Annotated in this window: 21 protein-coding genes; 2 read left to right on the top strand and 19 right to left on the bottom strand. The window is 69.2% G+C overall.

The window, feature by feature from the left end; translation table 11 throughout:
* The first annotated feature begins 80 nt into the window (after positions 1-80).
* Complete coding sequence (locus ABT061_RS15890; RefSeq protein WP_350917339.1) at positions 81-1,097, top strand: tyrosine-type recombinase/integrase; 1,017 nt, start codon at positions 81-83, stop codon at positions 1,095-1,097.
* A 98-nt stretch (positions 1,098-1,195) separates the two neighbouring features.
* Here the strand turns inward: ABT061_RS15890 and ABT061_RS15885 are convergent, their stop codons facing one another.
* Positions 1,196-1,537 carry a hypothetical protein gene (locus ABT061_RS15885; RefSeq protein ID WP_350917336.1) on the bottom strand — a complete coding sequence of 114 codons (342 nt, stop codon included), beginning with the start codon at positions 1,535-1,537 and terminating at the stop codon, positions 1,196-1,198.
* Positions 1,538-1,913: 376 nt separating this feature from the next.
* Between ABT061_RS15885 and ABT061_RS15880 the strand changes: the two genes are divergently transcribed.
* On the top strand, positions 1,914-2,468 hold the full coding sequence (locus tag ABT061_RS15880; protein ID WP_350917334.1) for a hypothetical protein: 555 nt from the start codon (positions 1,914-1,916) through the stop codon (positions 2,466-2,468).
* A 61-nt stretch (positions 2,469-2,529) separates the two neighbouring features.
* Here ABT061_RS15880 and ABT061_RS15875 read toward each other — a convergent pair whose 3' ends face one another.
* The 18 genes from ABT061_RS15875 to ABT061_RS15790 all read right to left on the bottom strand — a co-directional run bounded on the left by ABT061_RS15875 (position 2,530) and on the right by ABT061_RS15790 (position 16,667).
* On the bottom strand, positions 2,530-2,796 hold the full coding sequence (locus ABT061_RS15875) for a DUF8825 domain-containing protein (protein WP_350917331.1): 267 nt from the start codon (positions 2,794-2,796) through the stop codon (positions 2,530-2,532).
* A gap of 85 nt (positions 2,797-2,881) precedes the next feature.
* Positions 2,882-3,118, bottom strand: coding sequence for a hypothetical protein (locus ABT061_RS15870; protein ID WP_350917328.1), 237 nt, complete (start codon positions 3,116-3,118; stop codon positions 2,882-2,884).
* A gap of 131 nt (positions 3,119-3,249) precedes the next feature.
* Positions 3,250-4,095: a peptidoglycan recognition protein family protein gene (locus ABT061_RS15865; protein ID WP_350917325.1), complete on the bottom strand. Its 846-nt coding sequence runs from the start codon at positions 4,093-4,095 to the stop codon at positions 3,250-3,252.
* Positions 4,096-4,108: 13 nt separating this feature from the next.
* Positions 4,109-5,770 (bottom strand): hypothetical protein, encoded by a 1,662-nt coding sequence (locus tag ABT061_RS15860; protein ID WP_350917322.1) that lies wholly within the window; start codon positions 5,768-5,770, stop codon positions 4,109-4,111.
* Between the two features lie 15 nt (positions 5,771-5,785).
* Positions 5,786-6,103 (bottom strand): hypothetical protein, encoded by a 318-nt coding sequence (locus ABT061_RS15855; protein ID WP_350917319.1) that lies wholly within the window; start codon positions 6,101-6,103, stop codon positions 5,786-5,788.
* Positions 6,103-6,510: a hypothetical protein gene (locus tag ABT061_RS15850; protein WP_350917316.1), complete on the bottom strand. Its 408-nt coding sequence runs from the start codon at positions 6,508-6,510 to the stop codon at positions 6,103-6,105. The genes ABT061_RS15855 and ABT061_RS15850 overlap by 1 nt, the downstream gene beginning before the upstream one ends.
* A gap of 2 nt (positions 6,511-6,512) precedes the next feature.
* Positions 6,513-6,998, bottom strand: a complete 486-nt coding sequence (locus ABT061_RS15845) for a hypothetical protein (protein WP_350917313.1) — start codon at positions 6,996-6,998, stop codon at positions 6,513-6,515.
* Between the two features lie 9 nt (positions 6,999-7,007).
* Positions 7,008-7,241 carry a hypothetical protein gene (locus tag ABT061_RS15840; RefSeq protein ID WP_350917310.1) on the bottom strand — a complete coding sequence of 78 codons (234 nt, stop codon included), beginning with the start codon at positions 7,239-7,241 and terminating at the stop codon, positions 7,008-7,010.
* A gap of 11 nt (positions 7,242-7,252) precedes the next feature.
* Positions 7,253-9,565, bottom strand: a complete 2,313-nt coding sequence (locus ABT061_RS15835) for a carbohydrate binding domain-containing protein (protein ID WP_350917307.1) — start codon at positions 9,563-9,565, stop codon at positions 7,253-7,255.
* Between the two features lie 7 nt (positions 9,566-9,572).
* Positions 9,573-12,992: a phage tail tape measure protein gene (locus tag ABT061_RS15830; protein ID WP_350917304.1), complete on the bottom strand. Its 3,420-nt coding sequence runs from the start codon at positions 12,990-12,992 to the stop codon at positions 9,573-9,575.
* A 447-nt stretch (positions 12,993-13,439) separates the two neighbouring features.
* Positions 13,440-13,925 carry a hypothetical protein gene (locus ABT061_RS15825; protein WP_350917301.1) on the bottom strand — a complete coding sequence of 162 codons (486 nt, stop codon included), beginning with the start codon at positions 13,923-13,925 and terminating at the stop codon, positions 13,440-13,442.
* Entirely contained in the window at positions 13,922-14,407 is a 486-nt protein-coding gene (locus tag ABT061_RS15820) for a phage tail tube protein (protein ID WP_350917298.1), read from the bottom strand. The genes ABT061_RS15825 and ABT061_RS15820 overlap by 4 nt, the downstream gene beginning before the upstream one ends.
* Complete coding sequence (locus tag ABT061_RS15815) at positions 14,407-14,643, bottom strand: hypothetical protein (protein WP_350917295.1); 237 nt, start codon at positions 14,641-14,643, stop codon at positions 14,407-14,409. Before ABT061_RS15815 ends, ABT061_RS15820 begins: the two co-directional genes overlap by 1 nt.
* On the bottom strand, positions 14,640-14,987 hold the full coding sequence (locus ABT061_RS15810) for a hypothetical protein (protein ID WP_350917292.1): 348 nt from the start codon (positions 14,985-14,987) through the stop codon (positions 14,640-14,642). Before ABT061_RS15810 ends, ABT061_RS15815 begins: the two co-directional genes overlap by 4 nt.
* 8 nt (positions 14,988-14,995) lie before the next feature.
* Positions 14,996-15,406, bottom strand: a complete 411-nt coding sequence (locus ABT061_RS15805; protein ID WP_350917289.1) for an HK97 gp10 family phage protein — start codon at positions 15,404-15,406, stop codon at positions 14,996-14,998.
* A 3-nt stretch (positions 15,407-15,409) separates the two neighbouring features.
* Positions 15,410-15,850: a hypothetical protein gene (locus tag ABT061_RS15800; RefSeq protein WP_350917286.1), complete on the bottom strand. Its 441-nt coding sequence runs from the start codon at positions 15,848-15,850 to the stop codon at positions 15,410-15,412.
* Positions 15,850-16,392, bottom strand: a complete 543-nt coding sequence (locus ABT061_RS15795) for a head-tail connector protein (protein ID WP_350917283.1) — start codon at positions 16,390-16,392, stop codon at positions 15,850-15,852. The genes ABT061_RS15800 and ABT061_RS15795 overlap by 1 nt, the downstream gene beginning before the upstream one ends.
* Positions 16,392-16,667, bottom strand: a complete 276-nt coding sequence (locus tag ABT061_RS15790; protein WP_350917280.1) for a hypothetical protein — start codon at positions 16,665-16,667, stop codon at positions 16,392-16,394. The genes ABT061_RS15795 and ABT061_RS15790 overlap by 1 nt, the downstream gene beginning before the upstream one ends.
* Positions 16,668-16,677 lie beyond the last annotated feature (10 nt).

Below are 16,677 nucleotides of genomic sequence, written 5' to 3'. Positions count from 1 at the left end.
CCCATTCCTAAACCCGATCTTGAGAGGACGCCATGAGTCTGCACACTGGAGCAGCTTCCGATACTTGTGAGTATCAGAAGTTGTCCCCGGGGGGAGCTTCCGATACTTCGCTCTCCGGGGATCCGCAGGAGCCTGTTTCGACTTCCGATATTACGAACCTTGATCACGATGGTGATGACTCCGCTCCACGACGAACTCCCGGGGCCCTGCCGACCCGGCTGCCTGACCGCTACGCCGGCACCTTCGCCACCTACCGCGCCCACGTCACCCGGCCTGGCACCCCGCTGTCTCCGAAGACCGTCACCGCCTACCTGTCCCGCATCCGCCAGTACCTCGCCTGGCTGGAGGCCGGCGCCCTGAACGGCGACCCCCTCATCGACCCGGCCACCCGGGACTGGGCCGCCCGCGACTACCGCGCCTACCTGCTGACCGTCGCCAAGCGCAGCCCGGCCACCGTCAACGCCCACCTGACCGCCGTCGACGACTTCAACCGGCGCATCGGCGTCGGCCCCGCCTCAGCCAAACGCACCGCCCTGCCCCAGCTCGCCCCGCGCGCCCTCGACCAGCGCGCCCAGACCCGCTTCCTACGCGAGGCCGAACGCGCACCCGCCCGGGCGGCCGCCATCGCCTACACCGGCTTCTACGCCGGACTGCGCATTGCGGAGCTCGCCGCTCTCGACGTCGACGACGTCCACCTGTCCGCGAGAAAGGGAATGCTGATCGTCCGCTACGGCAAGAACGGCCGCTACCGAGAGGTGCCCGTCCACTCGCATCTACGCGCCGCCCTGGAGACGTGGATGGCCCAGCGCACCCCAGCGGCCGAAGAGGTCGCGCTGTTCGTCAACGCCCGCGGCCGGCGCCTGACGACGCGCGGCATCTACGACATCCTCACCGGCCTGGCGGACGCCGCCGGAGTCGAGGACTTCACGCCTCACGTGCTGCGGCACACGCTGGGGACGAACCTGCGACGGCAAGGGGAGGACATCGTGGTCATCGCCGAGCTGCTCGGTCACAGCATCGAGACCGCCCGCCGGTACACGCTGCCGTCGGAGGACGAGCGCCGCGCCGCCATCGAGAACCTGCCCACCGACGAGTGACCGCCTGGAGGGCAGGGGCGCCGTCGTCTGCCTGCGGTCGATCACTACGCCGAGTCAGCATGAGCGGATGGACCCTGAGCTGAACGCCGCCATCCACGCTACTGCCCGTCTTGATCTGGATCTGTCTCGGGCTCGTCTCGCACGAGCCGTAGGTGCGCCTGAGGAGGACGTGCAGGCGATTCTGGCGGGAGAGGCTCAAGATCCGAATCTGCCCCCGCTTCGGCCTGACGAACTTGCCTGAGCACGGCTTCAAGGATCTCCTGTACCTCGACGTCGTCGATCTCCTCGCGAGGGCGAGGAAATGACACTTCCATGGGGGGGCTTACCTCGGTCGTGTCCAGGACGGCGTAGTGATCCATCGTCACCCACTCGCCGTCTTCCTGGACGCGTTCAGAGCGGAGTTTCGCGACGCGGTAGTCGCCAACGTGGTACACGTACATTCGCGCAATCGACCATAAAAGGCGTACGTGAGTCAATATTTACAATCATGTCGAAATGTTCCTGATTGACCGCGTAAGGATCCGCCTTAAGCGCCAAGAAGCCCCGCCGCTCAGAAGAGCGGCGGGGCTTCCGTGTTCCCGCCGGGGCGGGTCAGCTGCAGCATCATCCCCAGGGGAGGGGGCCGTACCAGGCCAGCGTACGGCTAGGGCTTCTGAGGCGGGGGCGAATCGGCTCGGCTGCTGGCGCTCGTTATGCCGGTCCGTTATGGGAGGCAACCGGCGTGACGTGTGATACGTCCGATACGCGCAGTGGCTCCCGAGATCCGGCCCCCGCGAGGGTGGGGCCGGCCAGCCACCCCCGACCGAGAGGAAACCGATGACGTTTTCCGAAGGCTGGCACGACCAGTACCAGCGCATGCTCCGCAGTCACCAGCGACTGCTCGAAGCCGCTGGCCCCAGCTCCATGGGCTCCGCCGAGGCACGCGACCGGCTTTATCACTTCTTCCAGGACGCCTACCACCTGAAGGACTGGCTCAAGAACGACCCCACGACGAGAGCTCAGGTGACAGCGCACCCGAAGGTGGAAGGCCTCTTCAATACGCCGGGGCAGAGCGTCCTGTGTCTCCAGTTGTGCGCGGATCTCTGCAACGGTGTCAAGCACTTGGGTCTGACGCGGGACGCCAAGACGGGCGACAAGACGACCGGTTTCACGCGTCAGGATGCCTACGTCACACTCGGGACGATTGAGATCAAGGCGTACGTCGGCGGTGCTCCAGCCAGATCAGAACCGCAGCCAGCACATGCCGGAGCCACCGGCGAGCACCGGTGGTTCGTCACCTCCAACGGTCAGACATATGACGCTGTCGACCTGGCCAATGAGGTCGTCGTCGAGTGGGAGAAGTGGCTCACGGCTCAGCAGCTGCTGCCGTAGTCGAGCCGAGACGAAGAGAGCCCCGCCCGGTCCGGAGACCAGACGGGGCGCTCGCGTTCGGTCAGCCTCTGGCCGCTTTCCACAGGGCCGTCTTGGCGGCGTGCCGGTCGCCTACCGTCGCCCACCACGGATGCCGGTTCATCGTCTCCAGCGCGGTCAGCCGAGCCTCGCGACCTCGACCAGCTCGGCCCGCTGCTCGTCCGTCATGGCCCCCTCCAACCTCCTGCGAGGACGGCAGCGCGTCCGTCACCTCCTGGACGCGCGCGTCGGCCGCGTCGTAGGCGCGCTGGGCAGCGATCAGATCGTCAGGAATCTCGTAGTCGGCCATGTCTCCCCCGGGGCGTGCGATACCGGGGCGATCCTACGAGGGGCCGACTAGGGACAGTGGGACGCCCCGCCCATGAAGAGGTGGATCAGGCCATCGGGTACGGGCCGCGTGCAGCCCCGGCGGGCGGGTCGGACTGCGCGGCGTTCGGCACCACGTACGTGATGCCGAGTGCCCCGAGGACCGCGAGGGCGACGGTGACCCACTCGCCCTGCACGATCACCCCGTCGCCCATCGCAGTGACGAGCGCGGCGGTGCCGGCGGCCAGCGCCGACGTGATCGCCTTGGCGTAAGAACCGATCTTGAGCATGGTGATCTCTCTCATCTGAGGTCGGATTTTTGGAACTCGCCCGCGTTCGAGCTGGTCAGACGGTGGTGGCATATTCGCTGGCATGAAATCGGGCTCCTCGTCGCGCTGGGCGACAGCAACCAGGTAAGCGAGGAGCGCGCCCTCGATCAAGGCGCGGCGGGGCTGCTGACCTCCAGGCGGACGGTGATCCCCTCGATCGCCGCCTCGATCCGCGCCACCAGGGCGTCCACGTCGATCTCGTCATCGCGGGCCGCCAGCGCCACGGCCAGCTCGCGGATGGTGGCGTTCTGGGCGTCGAGCCGCGCGAGGACTTCCCGCTGGCGGTGGTAGCCGTCCTTGCCGTAGGCCCAGATCTGTCTGAGCGCCGTCCTGGGGTCGACCTTCTGACCCGGCGCCAAAATCCCTTCCTTGGCCGCCCATACGTCCTCGGTGACGGTGTGCGACAGCCGCTCATACACAGCGTCGGCGATCTCTTTCGCGGTCGGCATGTCGTCCTCCTTGGTCGGTGATCCACTGAAAACCCCGTCCCGCACCAGCCGGTAGAGCCGATCCCCAGGACACGAGGTAGCGAAGAAGTCCCGATGGCCCTTCACGGCCGGGCCCACGCCCTGGCCCATCAGCCACGCCCGGAGTTGGCGAACCGCGTCGACCTGCGCGGCGGTCGGGTCCTCGCCAGGGCCCGACATGAGGGTCACCGAGTAGTGGCTGCTGTTTCCGCCCGGCTGAGCCGCCTGCACCCGGTCCAGGCCGCGGCCCTCGAACACGTAGCCGTGCGGGCACGCCCCGAACGAGTAGCCGATGTCCGCCCAGCCCCGAGACGCCCCCATGTGGAACTTCCGGGTGTTCTGCCAGTAGGTGACGCACGCGCTGTGCGCCTTGCTGGCCAGGCCCTGGTTCGATCCGTCGTAGTGAATGACCAGCCCTTCACGCGGCCTGGCTGCGGATGCGGCGGATGGGCCCCATCCGAACGCGGCGCGGTTGACGAGCTTCATCGGTGCTCTCCTCTCAGGAGACGCCCACGAGGGACAGGTAGGTGGTCGGCGTCCCATAGCTGGACGGCGAGAAGCTCGCGGGCAGCGACGAGCCAGAGGCGTACATCGCCCGCCTCGGTGTTGAGCCGACGCCGCCGGAAAACCACGTGGCGCTCGCGTCGTCCACGCCCGTCGGGTAGGGCAGGCCCACCGTGTAGCCGCCGACGATGAGACCGATGTACGTCCATCGGCCGGCGCCCTGCGCGGGCACCGAAGACGGTAGGGCGTTGCCTCGCCATCCGGCTGCCGACCACAGCGTCGGGTCGTCCGCAGTGATGGCCACCTGATTGCCGCTCGCGTCATACAAGGCCAGCTGGTTCGGCGTCCCTGTGGGCGAGTAGGTGCCGCCCGTACGGACCGCAGCCCACAGGGACGTCACCACCACGCCCGCCGGGATCCAGACGCGCGCCATGAAGATCGAATTGTTGGTGGCGTTCGAGTTGGCCAAGAACCCCGCCGGATCGCCCGACGCCGCCAACAGCCCGTACCCCGACAACGGGAAAGCCGGATGATCGGATCCTCCACCAGCAGGCGGATCCGCCCACCGCACCCCGGCCGCCTGCCCCGAGTCAGCAGTGAGGACCTGGTCGTCCGCGCCGACCCCGACCCGGGCAACCGCGCCGACCCCGGTGGCGACGTACAGGTCGCCCTTCGTGGTGAGGGTGCTGCGCTGCTGAGCGCCGGTGATGCGCGAGTCATCCCCGGCCGCGACCGTGCCCGTGCTGGCACCGACCGCCAGGACAGCCGCGCCGCCCAGACCGAGGTTCGTGCGGGCCGTACTCGCGTTAGGGAGGTCCGACAGGTTGGACGCCTTGGCCAGGCGGGCAGCGTCTCCTGCGTCCGCGTAGGCGCGGTCCCCGTGCGGGTCACTCGCCACCGCGTGCGCGGACACCTTCGCCGCGGCGCCGCTCGAGGTCTCCAGCGTGGAGGTGTCGATGATGCCGTGCACGTTCGTGGTGTCGGCCTCATGCGCCGCGACCGCAGACGCCGCCGTACCGGCCGGATCGTAAACGCCACCGTGCGTGTGCCCCGACGTCGCCGCACCGATCGCCCCCGGGGCCGGCAGCGCCGGGGTGCCGTGGGTGTGGTCACCCCGGGAATAGGTGCCCGAGGCGCCCGCGGCAGCCGCCTGCCCGTACGAGGTCCCGGAGACGACCGTGCCGGACGGCGTACCTCCGCCTCCACCACCGCCGTTATCCGCCACGTACTGCTCGCTCGCCGCGGGGGAGCCGTCCTCCAGGACCAGCTCGCCGGTCATCGTCCCGCCGGCCAACGGCACGTAGCCGACGAGCTCCTCGGCCGCGGACCCAGGCAGCGTCACCCGCAGATCGCCGACCCACACCGGATCCGGCGAGGTCGGCACCGAGATGAAGTACGAGCCCGAGCTGCCCGCGGCCCGCTCGGTGACCTGATAAAGCGTCGGCCCCACCGCGGCGGTCACCTCCCCGTTCGGGGTGAGGCCGGCCGTCCACGAACCGTCGACATCGACGATCGCGGAGACCTGGCCGAGGACCTCGGCGGCGGCGGTGAAACCAAGGGCCGACCGGCCGACGCCGTCGACCAGGCTGATCAGGACGCTCGCCCCGGATGGCCGGTCACCGCCCGGCGTGACCAGACTCCCGTAAACGGCCGTCACGACAACCCCACGATCTCAGGCAAGAGAGTCCTCCTCGGTGGTCTCCGGCGCCAGGCCGGCCTTGGTGAGCTGCCGCGTCAGCCGAGTCACCTGCCGTTGCAGCACACGGATCTGATCCGCCTGCCGCGCGATCTCCGCCTGCATGCGGGCCTGCGTCGCCGTGTCGAACTCGGTAGCCCTCCGGTAGGCGCTCTCCTCGGCCGCGACCCGGGCCGCGCGAGCGTCCTGCTCTGCCCGGTCCTGACTCGCCCGGCGAGCCTGCCGCGCGGTGTAGACCGTCGAGGCGAGACCGAAGATCCCACCAACCAGGCCGACGACGATCGCCGGATCCATCACACCCCCCGCGGGGGGTCCGGCCACCTGGACAGCCGCAGGATCAGCCCCGCCACCGTGACCTGGACGATGCACGCCCACGCACCGTCCGGGATCGCGCCGCGCAGGCCGCCGGCGAGGTAGATGATGGCCCAGGTGACCAGCACGCCCGCCGTGAGTGCGAAGGCGTGCCAGTCGACCAGCATGACCGACTGGACGGCGCACAGGGCCGCGCAGACCGCCCACGGCACCGCCAGCACCGCCAGCGGCGCCACGGACGCCAGATAGACGTACGTGGGCGTCGCCAGGGCAGCAGGGTCGGGCCAGGCGAAGCGGTGTGCCTGACCGGCGGACCATAAGGCCAAGAAGAGCAGCACCGAACCGCGGTAGCCGATCAGCGCGTCGAGCTGGCGTAGACGTCGGCGCATCGTCAGGAGCACTCGAAGCTGCCGCTGAGCACCAGCTGATCGCCGTTGGCCCACGCCAGAGGGCTGTTGTGCGAAACGCCGCTGCTGTTGGCGCTGTTGGCAACACGAAAGATCCCGGACCCTGCGGTGAGGTAGGCGCCCAGTACGTAGCGGATCGTGCCGAGCTGGTTGGAGCAGAACCCGGCCAAGCTCTGCACATACGCAGGAGTGATGGCCGCCGGGAAAGTAAAGCCCCACAGGCCATTGCCGACGGTCGTCGTGGTGCCGAACACCAGCCGCAGCCGGACGAAGGCTGTCTTGCCGATCTTCATGTAGGCCGAGTCCAGCGTGCCGTTACCCAGCACCGGGTTGGTCGTAGCGCCGCTCCAGACGCTCGTGAACGGCGTCCACGAGGCATACAAGTCAGTGAACTGCTGGAACACCTGCGCGTCCCAGAACGTCTTGTCGATCAGCTGCCCGGCGGACGGGCTGACAGGAGTGACTGCCACCTACTCCTCCTACGCGGTCGGGGTCACGCTGGCGTACGCCTGGTAGATCTGATGGGCTCCGACGAACGTGTAACCGGGGTGCGCCACTAGGTCGTCGATGACCGCCTGGAAAGCGGCGTCCCGATCCACGACCGGGATGTCGCCGGCCACGGTGATGGTGAATCTCACGCCCGTGGCGACGTGCTCGAAGGACGCCTCGGCAACGGCTCCGTAGGTGTCGAGGTTCGGTGATTCGATGGGCATGGGCTGCTCCTCTACAAGGCCAGACGGGTGTTGGTGCCGAGCTCGCCGAACCCGGCGGTGCCGAGCAGCCAGACCCGGTTAGGCGCCGCCGGGCTGGTGTTGAAGCTGATCATGTGCAGGGTCAGCGAGATCGTCTCGTCGTAGCCCTCGATGTGCAGATCCATCGTCGACACCGGCGACGGGGACGGCAGGCCCGTCAGCCGCACCACGTCCGACAGGTCCAAGCCGAGCACCGTGGCGTACGACGACAGGATGCTGGCCGCCAGCGTGACCTGGGTGATCCGCGGTGGCGGGTCGGCACCCTTGTAGACCCGCCACTGCGCGTCGGCCAGGGCGTCATCGTCAGACGCCCAGGGCTGGGAAGAGCCGCCGTCGCAGGCGCCATACTCGGCGATGGACACGGCGTCGGTGACCCGCTGGTCGGCCCCGCCGTCCCGCCGGTTGGTGACATCGTTGGCCAACGGCTGGTCGTCATCGGACCACTGCAGGTCGTCCCAGATGTCGGAGGCGGTCAGGCTGATCGATGGCACCTTGTTGTAGCGCCAGGCCCGGCACTCCAACACCACCTCGGCGGCGCTCCGCGAGGCGTACACCAGGCCCGCCTCGACCCCGGCGACGTCCCGCAACGCCTGGAGCGGCGCTTTGCCGCCAGCGGCCTGCGGGTCGATCTGCGTGCTGCTGGAGCCGAGCGTCGTACCGGTGAGGCCCAGCAGGCGACACAGGCGAGCGAAGCGGGCCGTGGTGCTCTCGGTCAGACCGTTACCCGCCGACCACACATCGGCCCAGGCAGGCATCGAGGCGACCCGCTTGAACCAGACGTGCGACAAGACCCCGTCGAACAGCGACGCGAACCCGCTGCCTGCGTCCCGGAATCCGCCGGCCGCGAGCCGGTCGTACAGGTCCGTGCGGATCGTCGAGCCGTACGACAGGGACAGCCCCGCCGTCGTGTCGTCGATCCGCGGCGTCGCATTACCACTGGCCGAGATCAGCAGCGCCACGAAATGGTTCTTCCCGTCGGCCAGCGGCGTCCCCAAGATGGCGTTGAAGCCGCCGACCAGGTAGTCACCGGCCCGCACGCTGGTCAGCCGCAGCGTCCCGTCACCCTCGATGCCCGCCGACAGCGACACCCCGGCCGGACCGCCCGCCCGTGTCTGGATCACCAGGAAGTCCCGGCCCACTGTCGAGGTGGACAGCCAGCAGCCCATTACGAACGCCCCAGCGGTTGGGCCGTCCAGGTTGGCGCGAATCCCCTTGCCCTGGCTGGAGCTGAATGGCGCGAAGGTCGGCGCCGGGAGGTCATCGGTGCCCGGACCGTCAGCCGTCCCAAACCCGACCGAGCCGCCCGCGCCAGCGATCTGATAGATCGCCATGGAGCGCTGGCCCTTGCCCGAGGTATCCCCGCCGCTGGTCGCCCCCGACTGCTCGCCCAGCGTGTAGTACGCGTCCGGCTGCAGGTACAGCATCTCCTCTTCCAACAGGCTGCGCATGGGGGCAAGGCCGCCGAGCCGCCGGAACAGGTCAGTGGCGGTGATCGACGACAGAGCGAGGCCAGGCCCGTCGGCCCACTGCACGGGCCACTCGCCCACCCGGCCGAGGAAGCGCGCGCTGATCGTGGCGTCGCTGCCGCTGTAGGTCGTGGCCCCCGAGCCACGCTCCACTTGGACCGCGTCAACCCACACCTGATGACCCGACGTCGGCGCGGTGTTCGGAGTCACCTGGACGACGTGCCAGGTGTCGGTGGCGGTGAAGGTGTAGCTGATCCGCTGAAACGCGTTCGTCGTCGAGCTGGCCGTGCCGGTGCTCAGGCCGACCACGCCGAGCCGCACGGCTGGGGATCCGCCAGACGGCACGTAGACGTACGCGCTGACCGTGTAGACCTCGCCGATCTCGAAGCCGTACACGATGATCCGCGCGGCCGGGCCAGTGCCACCCGTGCCCCAGGCGACAAGCAGGCTCGCTGCCCCGGACTGCGCCCTGGTCGTTGACCGGGTCAGGGCCGGCAGCACCGTGCCCGCCGCACTCCAGCCCGCGGTGTCGGTCTCGAACGAGCTGTTGGTCAGCATGTTCGTGGTCCACCGGATCAGGCGGCACCGGATCGGCCGGCCCTTCCTGACGTTCGGGTAGTACGCACCGGAGGCCAGGCCAGGCGTGAATCGGCCGTCGTTGTGCAGGGTGAGACTCATCGTGCCGGGCTGGATCTCGTCCTGCTCATCACCTCGGCCGCGGCTGATGCGGATCCCGGACTCGTCGCGGACGTAGCGGGTGACGTCGGTCCAGGTGTCGTTGTTGGGCCAGTCGACTTCGACGATCGGCGCGTGCGGCATCAGGTCCTCACAGGTTCAGGGCCACGCGGCCGTTGGTGCGCACGAGCTTGCGCAGCGCCGTCTCCACCGTGCGGGCCGTACCGATGGGGTCGATCGCACCCTGCACCGTCAGGTGGATCACCGTGCCGCCTCCGCCGCCCATTCCGAAGTCCGACGCGACGCGCTGCACCAGGCCCGCCGCACGGCGCCGGTGCGCAGGGTCGTAGGGGATGTACGCCTCCGGCCCCTTGCCCTCACCGAAGAGGACCATCGGCTTGGTGGCGATCCCTGGGCCTGGCCGCCATCCGCCCGAGGCGTAGCGCATGATGCCGCCCGCCTCGAACAGGTGGCCGGCCGCGTTCGCCTCGGCCAGCTCATCCTCGGACAGGCCTGTGGCGCGCATGAGCGCGGCCACCGTCTTGGCGCCGCCCTTCTGCGCCGCCTTGATCTTGAGGATGTTCGGCAGCTGATCCAGTCGGGCCTGCTGCTTCGAGGCCGTGACGACCTTCGCGTTCAGGCTCTTCAGCTTGGACGCGGAGAGCTTCACCGCAGAGGCGGCCATCGCCTCGGCCTCCGGGCCGCCCGCCGCGAGCAGCTGCTGGGCGAGCTCGCCATAGCCCGCGGCGGCCAGTTTCTCGATGTTCCGCATGAATGCGCCGGTGTTCTTGATGCCCAGCGTCAGCCCGTACGAGAGCTTCTGCGCGGCGGTCAGCTTGGACTTCCGATAGCGGCCCTCGGTCAGCGTCAGCTTGTCGGTCGCCGCCGACAAGTCTCGCCGTTCCTTCCGAACCCTGGCCTCATCGTCGGCGATCGTGCGAGCGCTCCTGTGCTTGCGCCGATCCTCGGCCAGCTTTCGCTCTGCCTTGAGCAACTGGTCGACCGCGTCCTTACGCGCCCTGACGTCCCGCGCAACATCGGCCCGGGTCGCGGTCTTACCCATGAACCGGGAGACGAACTCACTGATCGGCACGGTGGCGACCTGGCCACCCGAGGCGTAGCCACGCACCCCGCCGACCAGTCCGCCGTCAGCGAACCGCCCGGCGTTGATCGCCTCCAGTAGATCCCGGTGACGGGAGGTCGCGCGAGCGTTGACCACGTACTCGCCGTTGGACGCCATGATCGGCACCCGGTCCTCGCGCGGACCACCCGGACCGATCACCGGGCCGCCACCAGCCAGCGGCTTACCGCCACCCCGCGTGGTGTTGACGTGCACGTTGATGTACCTGGGGATACCGGCCAGGTCGCTCTTGATCCGACTGATAGCCCCCTGCGCCTGCGCGGCGTCCGCCTTGAGCGTGATGCTCTTGCTACGCAACTGACTGACCGACCCGCGGAAACTGTCGGCCATCCGCTTCGCCTCGGCGGCCTGCCGCCCGCTGATACTGAACGAGGACGCCAGCGCGGCGATCTGCGCCTTGGCGCTGCTGCTGTTGCCGGCCAGCTGGTACAGCGCTGGGAGCTGCCGCAGGAACGAGTTACGGGCGACGTCGCTGGACTGCTTCAAGGTGCCGTTCGCCGTGGCTGCGCTCACGACGCTGCTGAGCAGCCCAGAGAAAGCATCACGGGCGTCCAGAGCGGCGGCACTGTTCAGGCCAAGAGCCCCCTTGGACTTGAGGATCGCCGCGCTGGCCGACTGGAAAGAGCGCTCCAGAGCTGTCTGCGCCTCATACGCCGAGATCGACGGATTGAAGGTGCCATCCAGGGCCGCCTTCAGGTCACCCAGCGCGTCCGTGGCCTCCTCGGCAGCGTCGGCCACCTGGCCCGTCGCGCCCGCCGCGGCTGACGCCGGACCCGGCACCGCCTTCAGCGCCTCCCCGTACTTCGGAAACAGCGTCGACAGCTGCGACACGTCCACCCCGGCGGCCTTCGCCTGGGTGGCCAGGTTCGCGAACGCGGCCTTGGCCTGGTCTGCGTTGCCCGCCTGGACCATGCCAGCCAAGACGGAGTCCATCTGCTTGAAGTTCTCAGTGAAGCCGGTGATCGTCGAGGTGAAGCCGGGAAGGATCGAGGTGACCGACGACAGCGGGTGAAACCAGTACTCCTCCCAGAAGGACGGCGACAGAGTCTCGCGGGTTGCCTCGCCGAACCGCTTCGCGGCATCGGCGCCCTCAAAAAACATGCCGCCCCACTGGTCGCCCAGGTCGCCCATGAAGCGCCCCGTCTCGGCCAGGCGCTTCATGGACCGCGACAGGTCATCAGCCCCGGCGCTACTGCCCCGCAGGCCCGAGGTCAGCGCCCCGGTCGCCTCCGACGCCGCCCACGCCGCCATGACCCCGAGCACGCCCTTGCCGAGCCCGATCATCTTGCCTTTGGTCGTGTCGGCGGTCCAGCCCAGGGCAGCCATCGCGGCCTTCGTCTCGGCGATCTTCGGGATCAGCAGCAGCAGACCACCACCCGCCAGCGTCGCCGCCCCGGCGATGCCACCCACGGCGGTCAGCCCGGCCTGCACTGGCCCCGGTAACGAGTTGAAGGTGTCGACGGCGCCGTCGGCGGCCTGCACCAGGCCGCGCAGCATGTCGGTCGCCCCGGACCCGCCGGTGATCAGCGCTGTCTCCAGCGACCCCTTCAACTTCTCCAGGTCCCCAGCCAGGTTGTCCATCAGCATCCCGGCCTGCCTGCTGGCGGCACCCTGGTCGTTCACCGTGTTGATGTAGCTGCGAATCCCGGCCTCGCCATCGGCGTACAGCACGGTGGCCGCCCGGATCGCATCCGCGCCGAAGATCGTGGCGAGGGCGGACTGGCGCTGCTCCGGAGTCAGCTGGCCCAAGGAGGCGCGCAGTTGGCCGGCCACCTTGTCGATGCCGACGAACTGCCCCCGAGCGTCGAAGGCGGCGATCCCGAGATCATCCATGAGAGCCGCGGCGATGTTCGTCGGCGCTGACAAGCGCTGCAGCATGACCTTCAGCGACGTTCCCGCATCCGAGCCGTTGAGCCCGGCCTTGCTGAACGCCGTCAGGGTGCCGACCGTGTCCTCCAATGTCAGGCCGGTCTGCGCGGCCACCAGGCCGACCTGCTCCATGCTCTCGGCCATCGACTCGACCGACGCCGACGACGCGGTCGCGCCAGCGGTCAGCACGTCAGCGATGTGCCCGACGTCCTTACCGCTCTTCCCGAAGATGGTCATCGCCTGACCGCTGACCTTCGCCGCGGTGGCCAGGTCGAGCTGGCCGGCCGCCGCCAGGTCCAGCGACCCCTTCAGGGCGCCGCTCAAGATGTCGGAGGTGCTGATACCGACCTTGGCCAGCTCCGTCTCCGCCTGGGCTGCCTCGGTCGCGCTGAACGCGGTGTCGGCGCCCGCCTTGATCGCCGCCTCCCGCAGAGCGGACAGCTCCTTGGCGCTGGCATTGGATGCCGCCGCCACCCCGGACAGGGCCTTGTCGAAGTCCATCGTGGCCTTGACCGCCACGCCGAACCCGGCCAGCATGCCAGCGCCGATTCCGGCCGCCATGCCACCGACCTCGGTCATCGCCGAATGCCGAGCGTCCTCGATCTTCTGCAGCTCACGCTCGAAGACCTTCGCCGAGGCCTCCGCCGACTTCATGCCGCGGTTAAAGCCGGACGGGTCGGCGTCGATGTTGACCTTGAGGTCACGACGGTTGGCCATTCGCCCCCCTCGGTCTCAGCTCGATGTACACGCCCCGGCCCTCATCACCCGACATGGACGCCTTCTTGGCCTCGACCAGCTCACAACCCCGGCAGCGGGCCGCGTGGGCGACGTAGGCGTGCCGGTGACCGCCGCGCCGCTCATCCCATTCGGCCGCCCGGGTACCGCAGTGCGAGCAGGTCTGCCGGGCGCGGACGTGCTGCCAGATCGCCTTGTCCCGGTCATCAGCCGACCAGGACAGAAACTCGCTGTGCGAGATCCGGTAGGCAGCGCAGACGTCCAGCTCCAGCTCTAGCTGGGGGTCGGCATCCAGTCTTTTGGGAGCCCGGCGTCCGGCGTCCTCAGGTTCACCTGGATCGCCGCATTGCAGGCCGCGATCTTCTCCCCTTGGGACAGCTGACTCGCGAAGATCGAAACCCACTCCTCGCGATCCAGCTCCGACCGCACGCATGCTAGGAACAGCGCGGGCGGGAAGTCCTTGTTCCACGCGTCGTCATCGGGGCCGGGTGGGTATTCGGCGGCCAGCGCCTCGAACTCCGGCGGGGGCAGCGCTTCCAGGGTGATTGGCTCGAAGCAGGCCGCCAGTGCGGCACGCGCCGCCGCCACCCGGGCCCGCGCCGCCTCCTGCTCGACGCCCTCGGCGAGACCGACGGACGCGATCCGCTCCTCGGTCTCGGCCTGTTCCAGCTCCTGCTTCGCCGCAGCAGGGTCGTCGATCCGCAGCGGCCAGGTCGCGGTTGGCCTGGCCCGCTGCTGCAACCTCTCCCGCAGGCTCACGCCGGGATCGTCACGTTCTCCGCCGGGGCGGACGTGATGGCGTACTGGAAGTTGATCCGGGCAGGCTCGTCGCCCACTGACCTGGGCTTGCCCACGCTCGACACGGTGACCGGGAACACGTCACCCTTGCGGCCCGGAACGTCGCCGCCGTCCATCCACATGACGTACGCGCTGGTGTCGCGCGGCATCAGTGACCGGCTGTCGATGGAGTCCTTGCTCGCGTATAGCGACAGCGACGAGTCGTCCGCCGTAATGCGGCCCGCGACCTTACCGGTGAACCGGCTGCCCATGTCCGGGGCGTCGGACTGGTTGGAGGTGACCACCCAGCCCGAGTTGTCGGCGACATCTCCCGACAGGTCGGTGCCCGCGTTGATCTCCGCCCGGGTTGGCGCGTTCTTGTTCGCTACCGACGGGAGCCACAACACCTTCGTGGTCTCGGGATTGATGTACCTGGTTGCCGCAGCGATCGGCGTGGCCGCCATCACTCACCGTCCTTCTTGGTCGAGCGCTTCTTCGGCGTCTGGTCCTGCTCGGCCGGAGGCTCCGCCTGCTCGCCTGGGCCGTTCAACGCCAGGTCCCGAGCTTTCTCGGCCGCGGTCACCTCGGGGTCGTCCTGGCTGCCCCGGATGACCCACCCGGCCGCCTGGTGGAACGGCAGCGACGACTCCGGCACGTCGACCTCGCTACCGGGGATCTGGGGGTGCGTGATCTGCGTCATCCCGTCACCTGGCCCCGGATCACAGCCACCGTCACCGACGTGACACCCGAGTAGGTGATGGCCGCCCGGCCGGTCGCCGGATCGCGGTAGACGTCCCGCACCGGGATCACGGTGTGCCCCGTGGTGATCGGCACGACGAACGTACGGCCGCTCACGGTCTGGTCGCCGTCGTACTTGCCCGGGTAGGCCAGCGTCACCGTCACCGGTGAGGCACCCGCATTCTTGACGTGCAGTTCGACTCCGGCGCCGGTCTCGCAGGTATCCCCGCCTCCCGCCGCCGCGGTGAACAGGTTGTCGATCCTCAAGCCGGTGTTGCCGACCACAGTGGTCGCCAGTGCTGCCACGTTTCCTCCTATCTCCATCCGGTACGGCGCAGCGCCTGCTCCACCGCTCTGTCGATCTCTCGGGCGACCTGCTCCCGTTTCGCGCGCGCCGCAGGGAAAAGGAACGGCCGCGCCGCCTGAGTCACCCAGGTGTCCCGGCCGTACACGGGGTGCCGGAACGTCCCCCCCGCGCCGAGATGCTCATACGGCCGCCCATGTGGGGCCCGGCCCGCACTGACCACCACGGAGGCCCCCGCCGCCCGGCCGGTGAACCGAACCGCGACCCGCGTCGCACCTGGGATGCGCGACGACCAGGACGACCGGCTACGCGCCTCCTGCAGAACCTCCTGAGCGGCCGCCTGGATCGCGGGCCGCAGCTCCTGACGCAGCTCCGCTGGCACCCGACCCAGATCCGCGATGAGCTTCCTGATCTCGGACACGACTCACCTCGCCCAGGCGTCGATGCGGACCCGGAACAGCACCGTCGACTCCGCGCCCGCGCTGGTCTGCGCGGCCACCAGCGACATCACCGCCAGCCGCGCCGACATCACCAGCCCGCCCAACTGCGGGTCACGCTGCAGTTCGGCCCGGACCATCTCCAGCAGCTCGAACGCGCGCTCCCGCACGGCCCGCGCATCGGTCTCACCCCGCTGCGTCGACGCCAAACAGGCGATGTCGTAGCGCTCCCGGTCCGGCGACGTAGCGAGTTGGCCACGGTCCTCGGTCGCCTCGATCGCAGGCTCGCCCGGTAAGCCGGTGAAGGCCACACAGACGATGTCCGGCTCCGGTGTGAGTGGCTGGCCCTCGACCACCTGCACGCCGGGCAGCGCCACCGCCCAAGACTCCAGCAGCGCGTCCAGGACGGCCGGGATCGTCGAGGCCATCAGGCGATCCCTGCCGTCTGATCACCCAGCAGTTCCAGCGCCCGGCGCGGCAAGGCAAACCCCATGCCAGGACTCCAGTCCTCGCTCCCGCCGGTGAACCGCTGATCCCTCGGGCCGCCGCGCTGCGTCTCCCACAGGTGCTGCACCACGATCAGCGCCGCCAGCCGCACATGCGCCGGCACTGCCGCCAGGCCCGCCGTGTAGGAGACCGCGATCCGGCCCGTCTCCCACGCCCGCCGGTGGATGCCGGTCATCCGGGTGAGCACCGCGGCGTCGGCGTCGAGCTCGTAGCCGGGCGGCACCAGCGTGCCGCCGCCCGGCAGCGTCACCGACGTCACCGACAGCACCGGCCGATGCGACAGCGCGATCATCGGCCGGTGCCCGTCGTGCCGCTCGGTGTACGCCTGCGGCAGCACCGAGCCGACGATCCGCTCGATCGGCTCGGTGACCGCCTCAACCATCCCCATGATCTCCGCGTCATCGGAGCCACTGGTGATGTTCAGGTGCGCCTTGGCCTCGGCCAGCGTGACCAGTGCGACCATCAGCTGCTCTTCTTGCTGGCCTTGCTGCTGGTCGCACCGGTCTGCGCGGCCTGCTCACCCTCGGCGGGCGTGCCCGACTCCGCGGTCCGCTGACCGGCCGTGCTCGTGCGGCCCTGCGGCTCGACCACGGCGCCCGGGTCCGCGTCCTGCGTCCCCTCGTAGCCGTAGTGCTTCAGCTGCTCGTCGACCTGGGCCACACGGTCGTCCTCGCCGCGGCTGACGTACGTCGCCCGCTCACGCTTGAGCGCGGCGATCATGTTCTCGTCTCTGGCCATCGCTTCCTCC

The sequence above is a fragment of the Streptosporangium sp. NPDC002544 genome, from assembly GCF_040295965.1.
In the GTDB taxonomy this organism is placed as follows: domain Bacteria; phylum Actinomycetota; class Actinomycetes; order Streptosporangiales; family Streptosporangiaceae; genus Streptosporangium.
Note: the sequence above shows the minus strand (reverse complement) of the source record. Positions and strands in the feature narration are given on the sequence as shown.

Excerpts from the sequence above, each read along its gene's own strand:
- ABT061_RS15820 (WP_350917298.1), bottom strand. The coding sequence starts at position 14,407 with ATGGCGGCCACGCCGATCGCTGCGGCAACCAGGTACATCAATCCCGAG.
- ABT061_RS15790 (WP_350917280.1), bottom strand. The coding sequence starts at position 16,667 with ATGGCCAGAGACGAGAACATGATCGCCGCGCTCAAGCGTGAGCGGGCG.
- ABT061_RS15795 (WP_350917283.1), bottom strand. The coding sequence starts at position 16,392 with ATGGTCGCACTGGTCACGCTGGCCGAGGCCAAGGCGCACCTGAACATC.
- ABT061_RS15880 (WP_350917334.1), top strand. The coding sequence starts at position 1,914 with ATGACGTTTTCCGAAGGCTGGCACGACCAGTACCAGCGCATGCTCCGC.
- ABT061_RS15830 (WP_350917304.1), bottom strand. The coding sequence starts at position 12,992 with ATGGCGGCCGGAATCGGCGCTGGCATGCTGGCCGGGTTCGGCGTGGCG.
- ABT061_RS15855 (WP_350917319.1), bottom strand. The coding sequence starts at position 6,103 with ATGGATCCGGCGATCGTCGTCGGCCTGGTTGGTGGGATCTTCGGTCTC.
- ABT061_RS15815 (WP_350917295.1), bottom strand. The coding sequence starts at position 14,643 with ATGACGCAGATCACGCACCCCCAGATCCCCGGTAGCGAGGTCGACGTG.
- ABT061_RS15800 (WP_350917286.1), bottom strand. The coding sequence starts at position 15,850 with ATGGCCTCGACGATCCCGGCCGTCCTGGACGCGCTGCTGGAGTCTTGG.
- ABT061_RS15885 (WP_350917336.1), bottom strand. The coding sequence starts at position 1,537 with ATGTACGTGTACCACGTTGGCGACTACCGCGTCGCGAAACTCCGCTCT.
- ABT061_RS15850 (WP_350917316.1), bottom strand. The coding sequence starts at position 6,510 with ATGCGCCGACGTCTACGCCAGCTCGACGCGCTGATCGGCTACCGCGGT.
- ABT061_RS15870 (WP_350917328.1), bottom strand. The coding sequence starts at position 3,118 with ATGAGAGAGATCACCATGCTCAAGATCGGTTCTTACGCCAAGGCGATC.
- ABT061_RS15865 (WP_350917325.1), bottom strand. The coding sequence starts at position 4,095 with ATGAAGCTCGTCAACCGCGCCGCGTTCGGATGGGGCCCATCCGCCGCA.
- ABT061_RS15840 (WP_350917310.1), bottom strand. The coding sequence starts at position 7,241 with ATGCCCATCGAATCACCGAACCTCGACACCTACGGAGCCGTTGCCGAG.
- ABT061_RS15875 (WP_350917331.1), bottom strand. The coding sequence starts at position 2,796 with ATGGCCGACTACGAGATTCCTGACGATCTGATCGCTGCCCAGCGCGCC.
- ABT061_RS15835 (WP_350917307.1), bottom strand. The coding sequence starts at position 9,565 with ATGCCGCACGCGCCGATCGTCGAAGTCGACTGGCCCAACAACGACACC.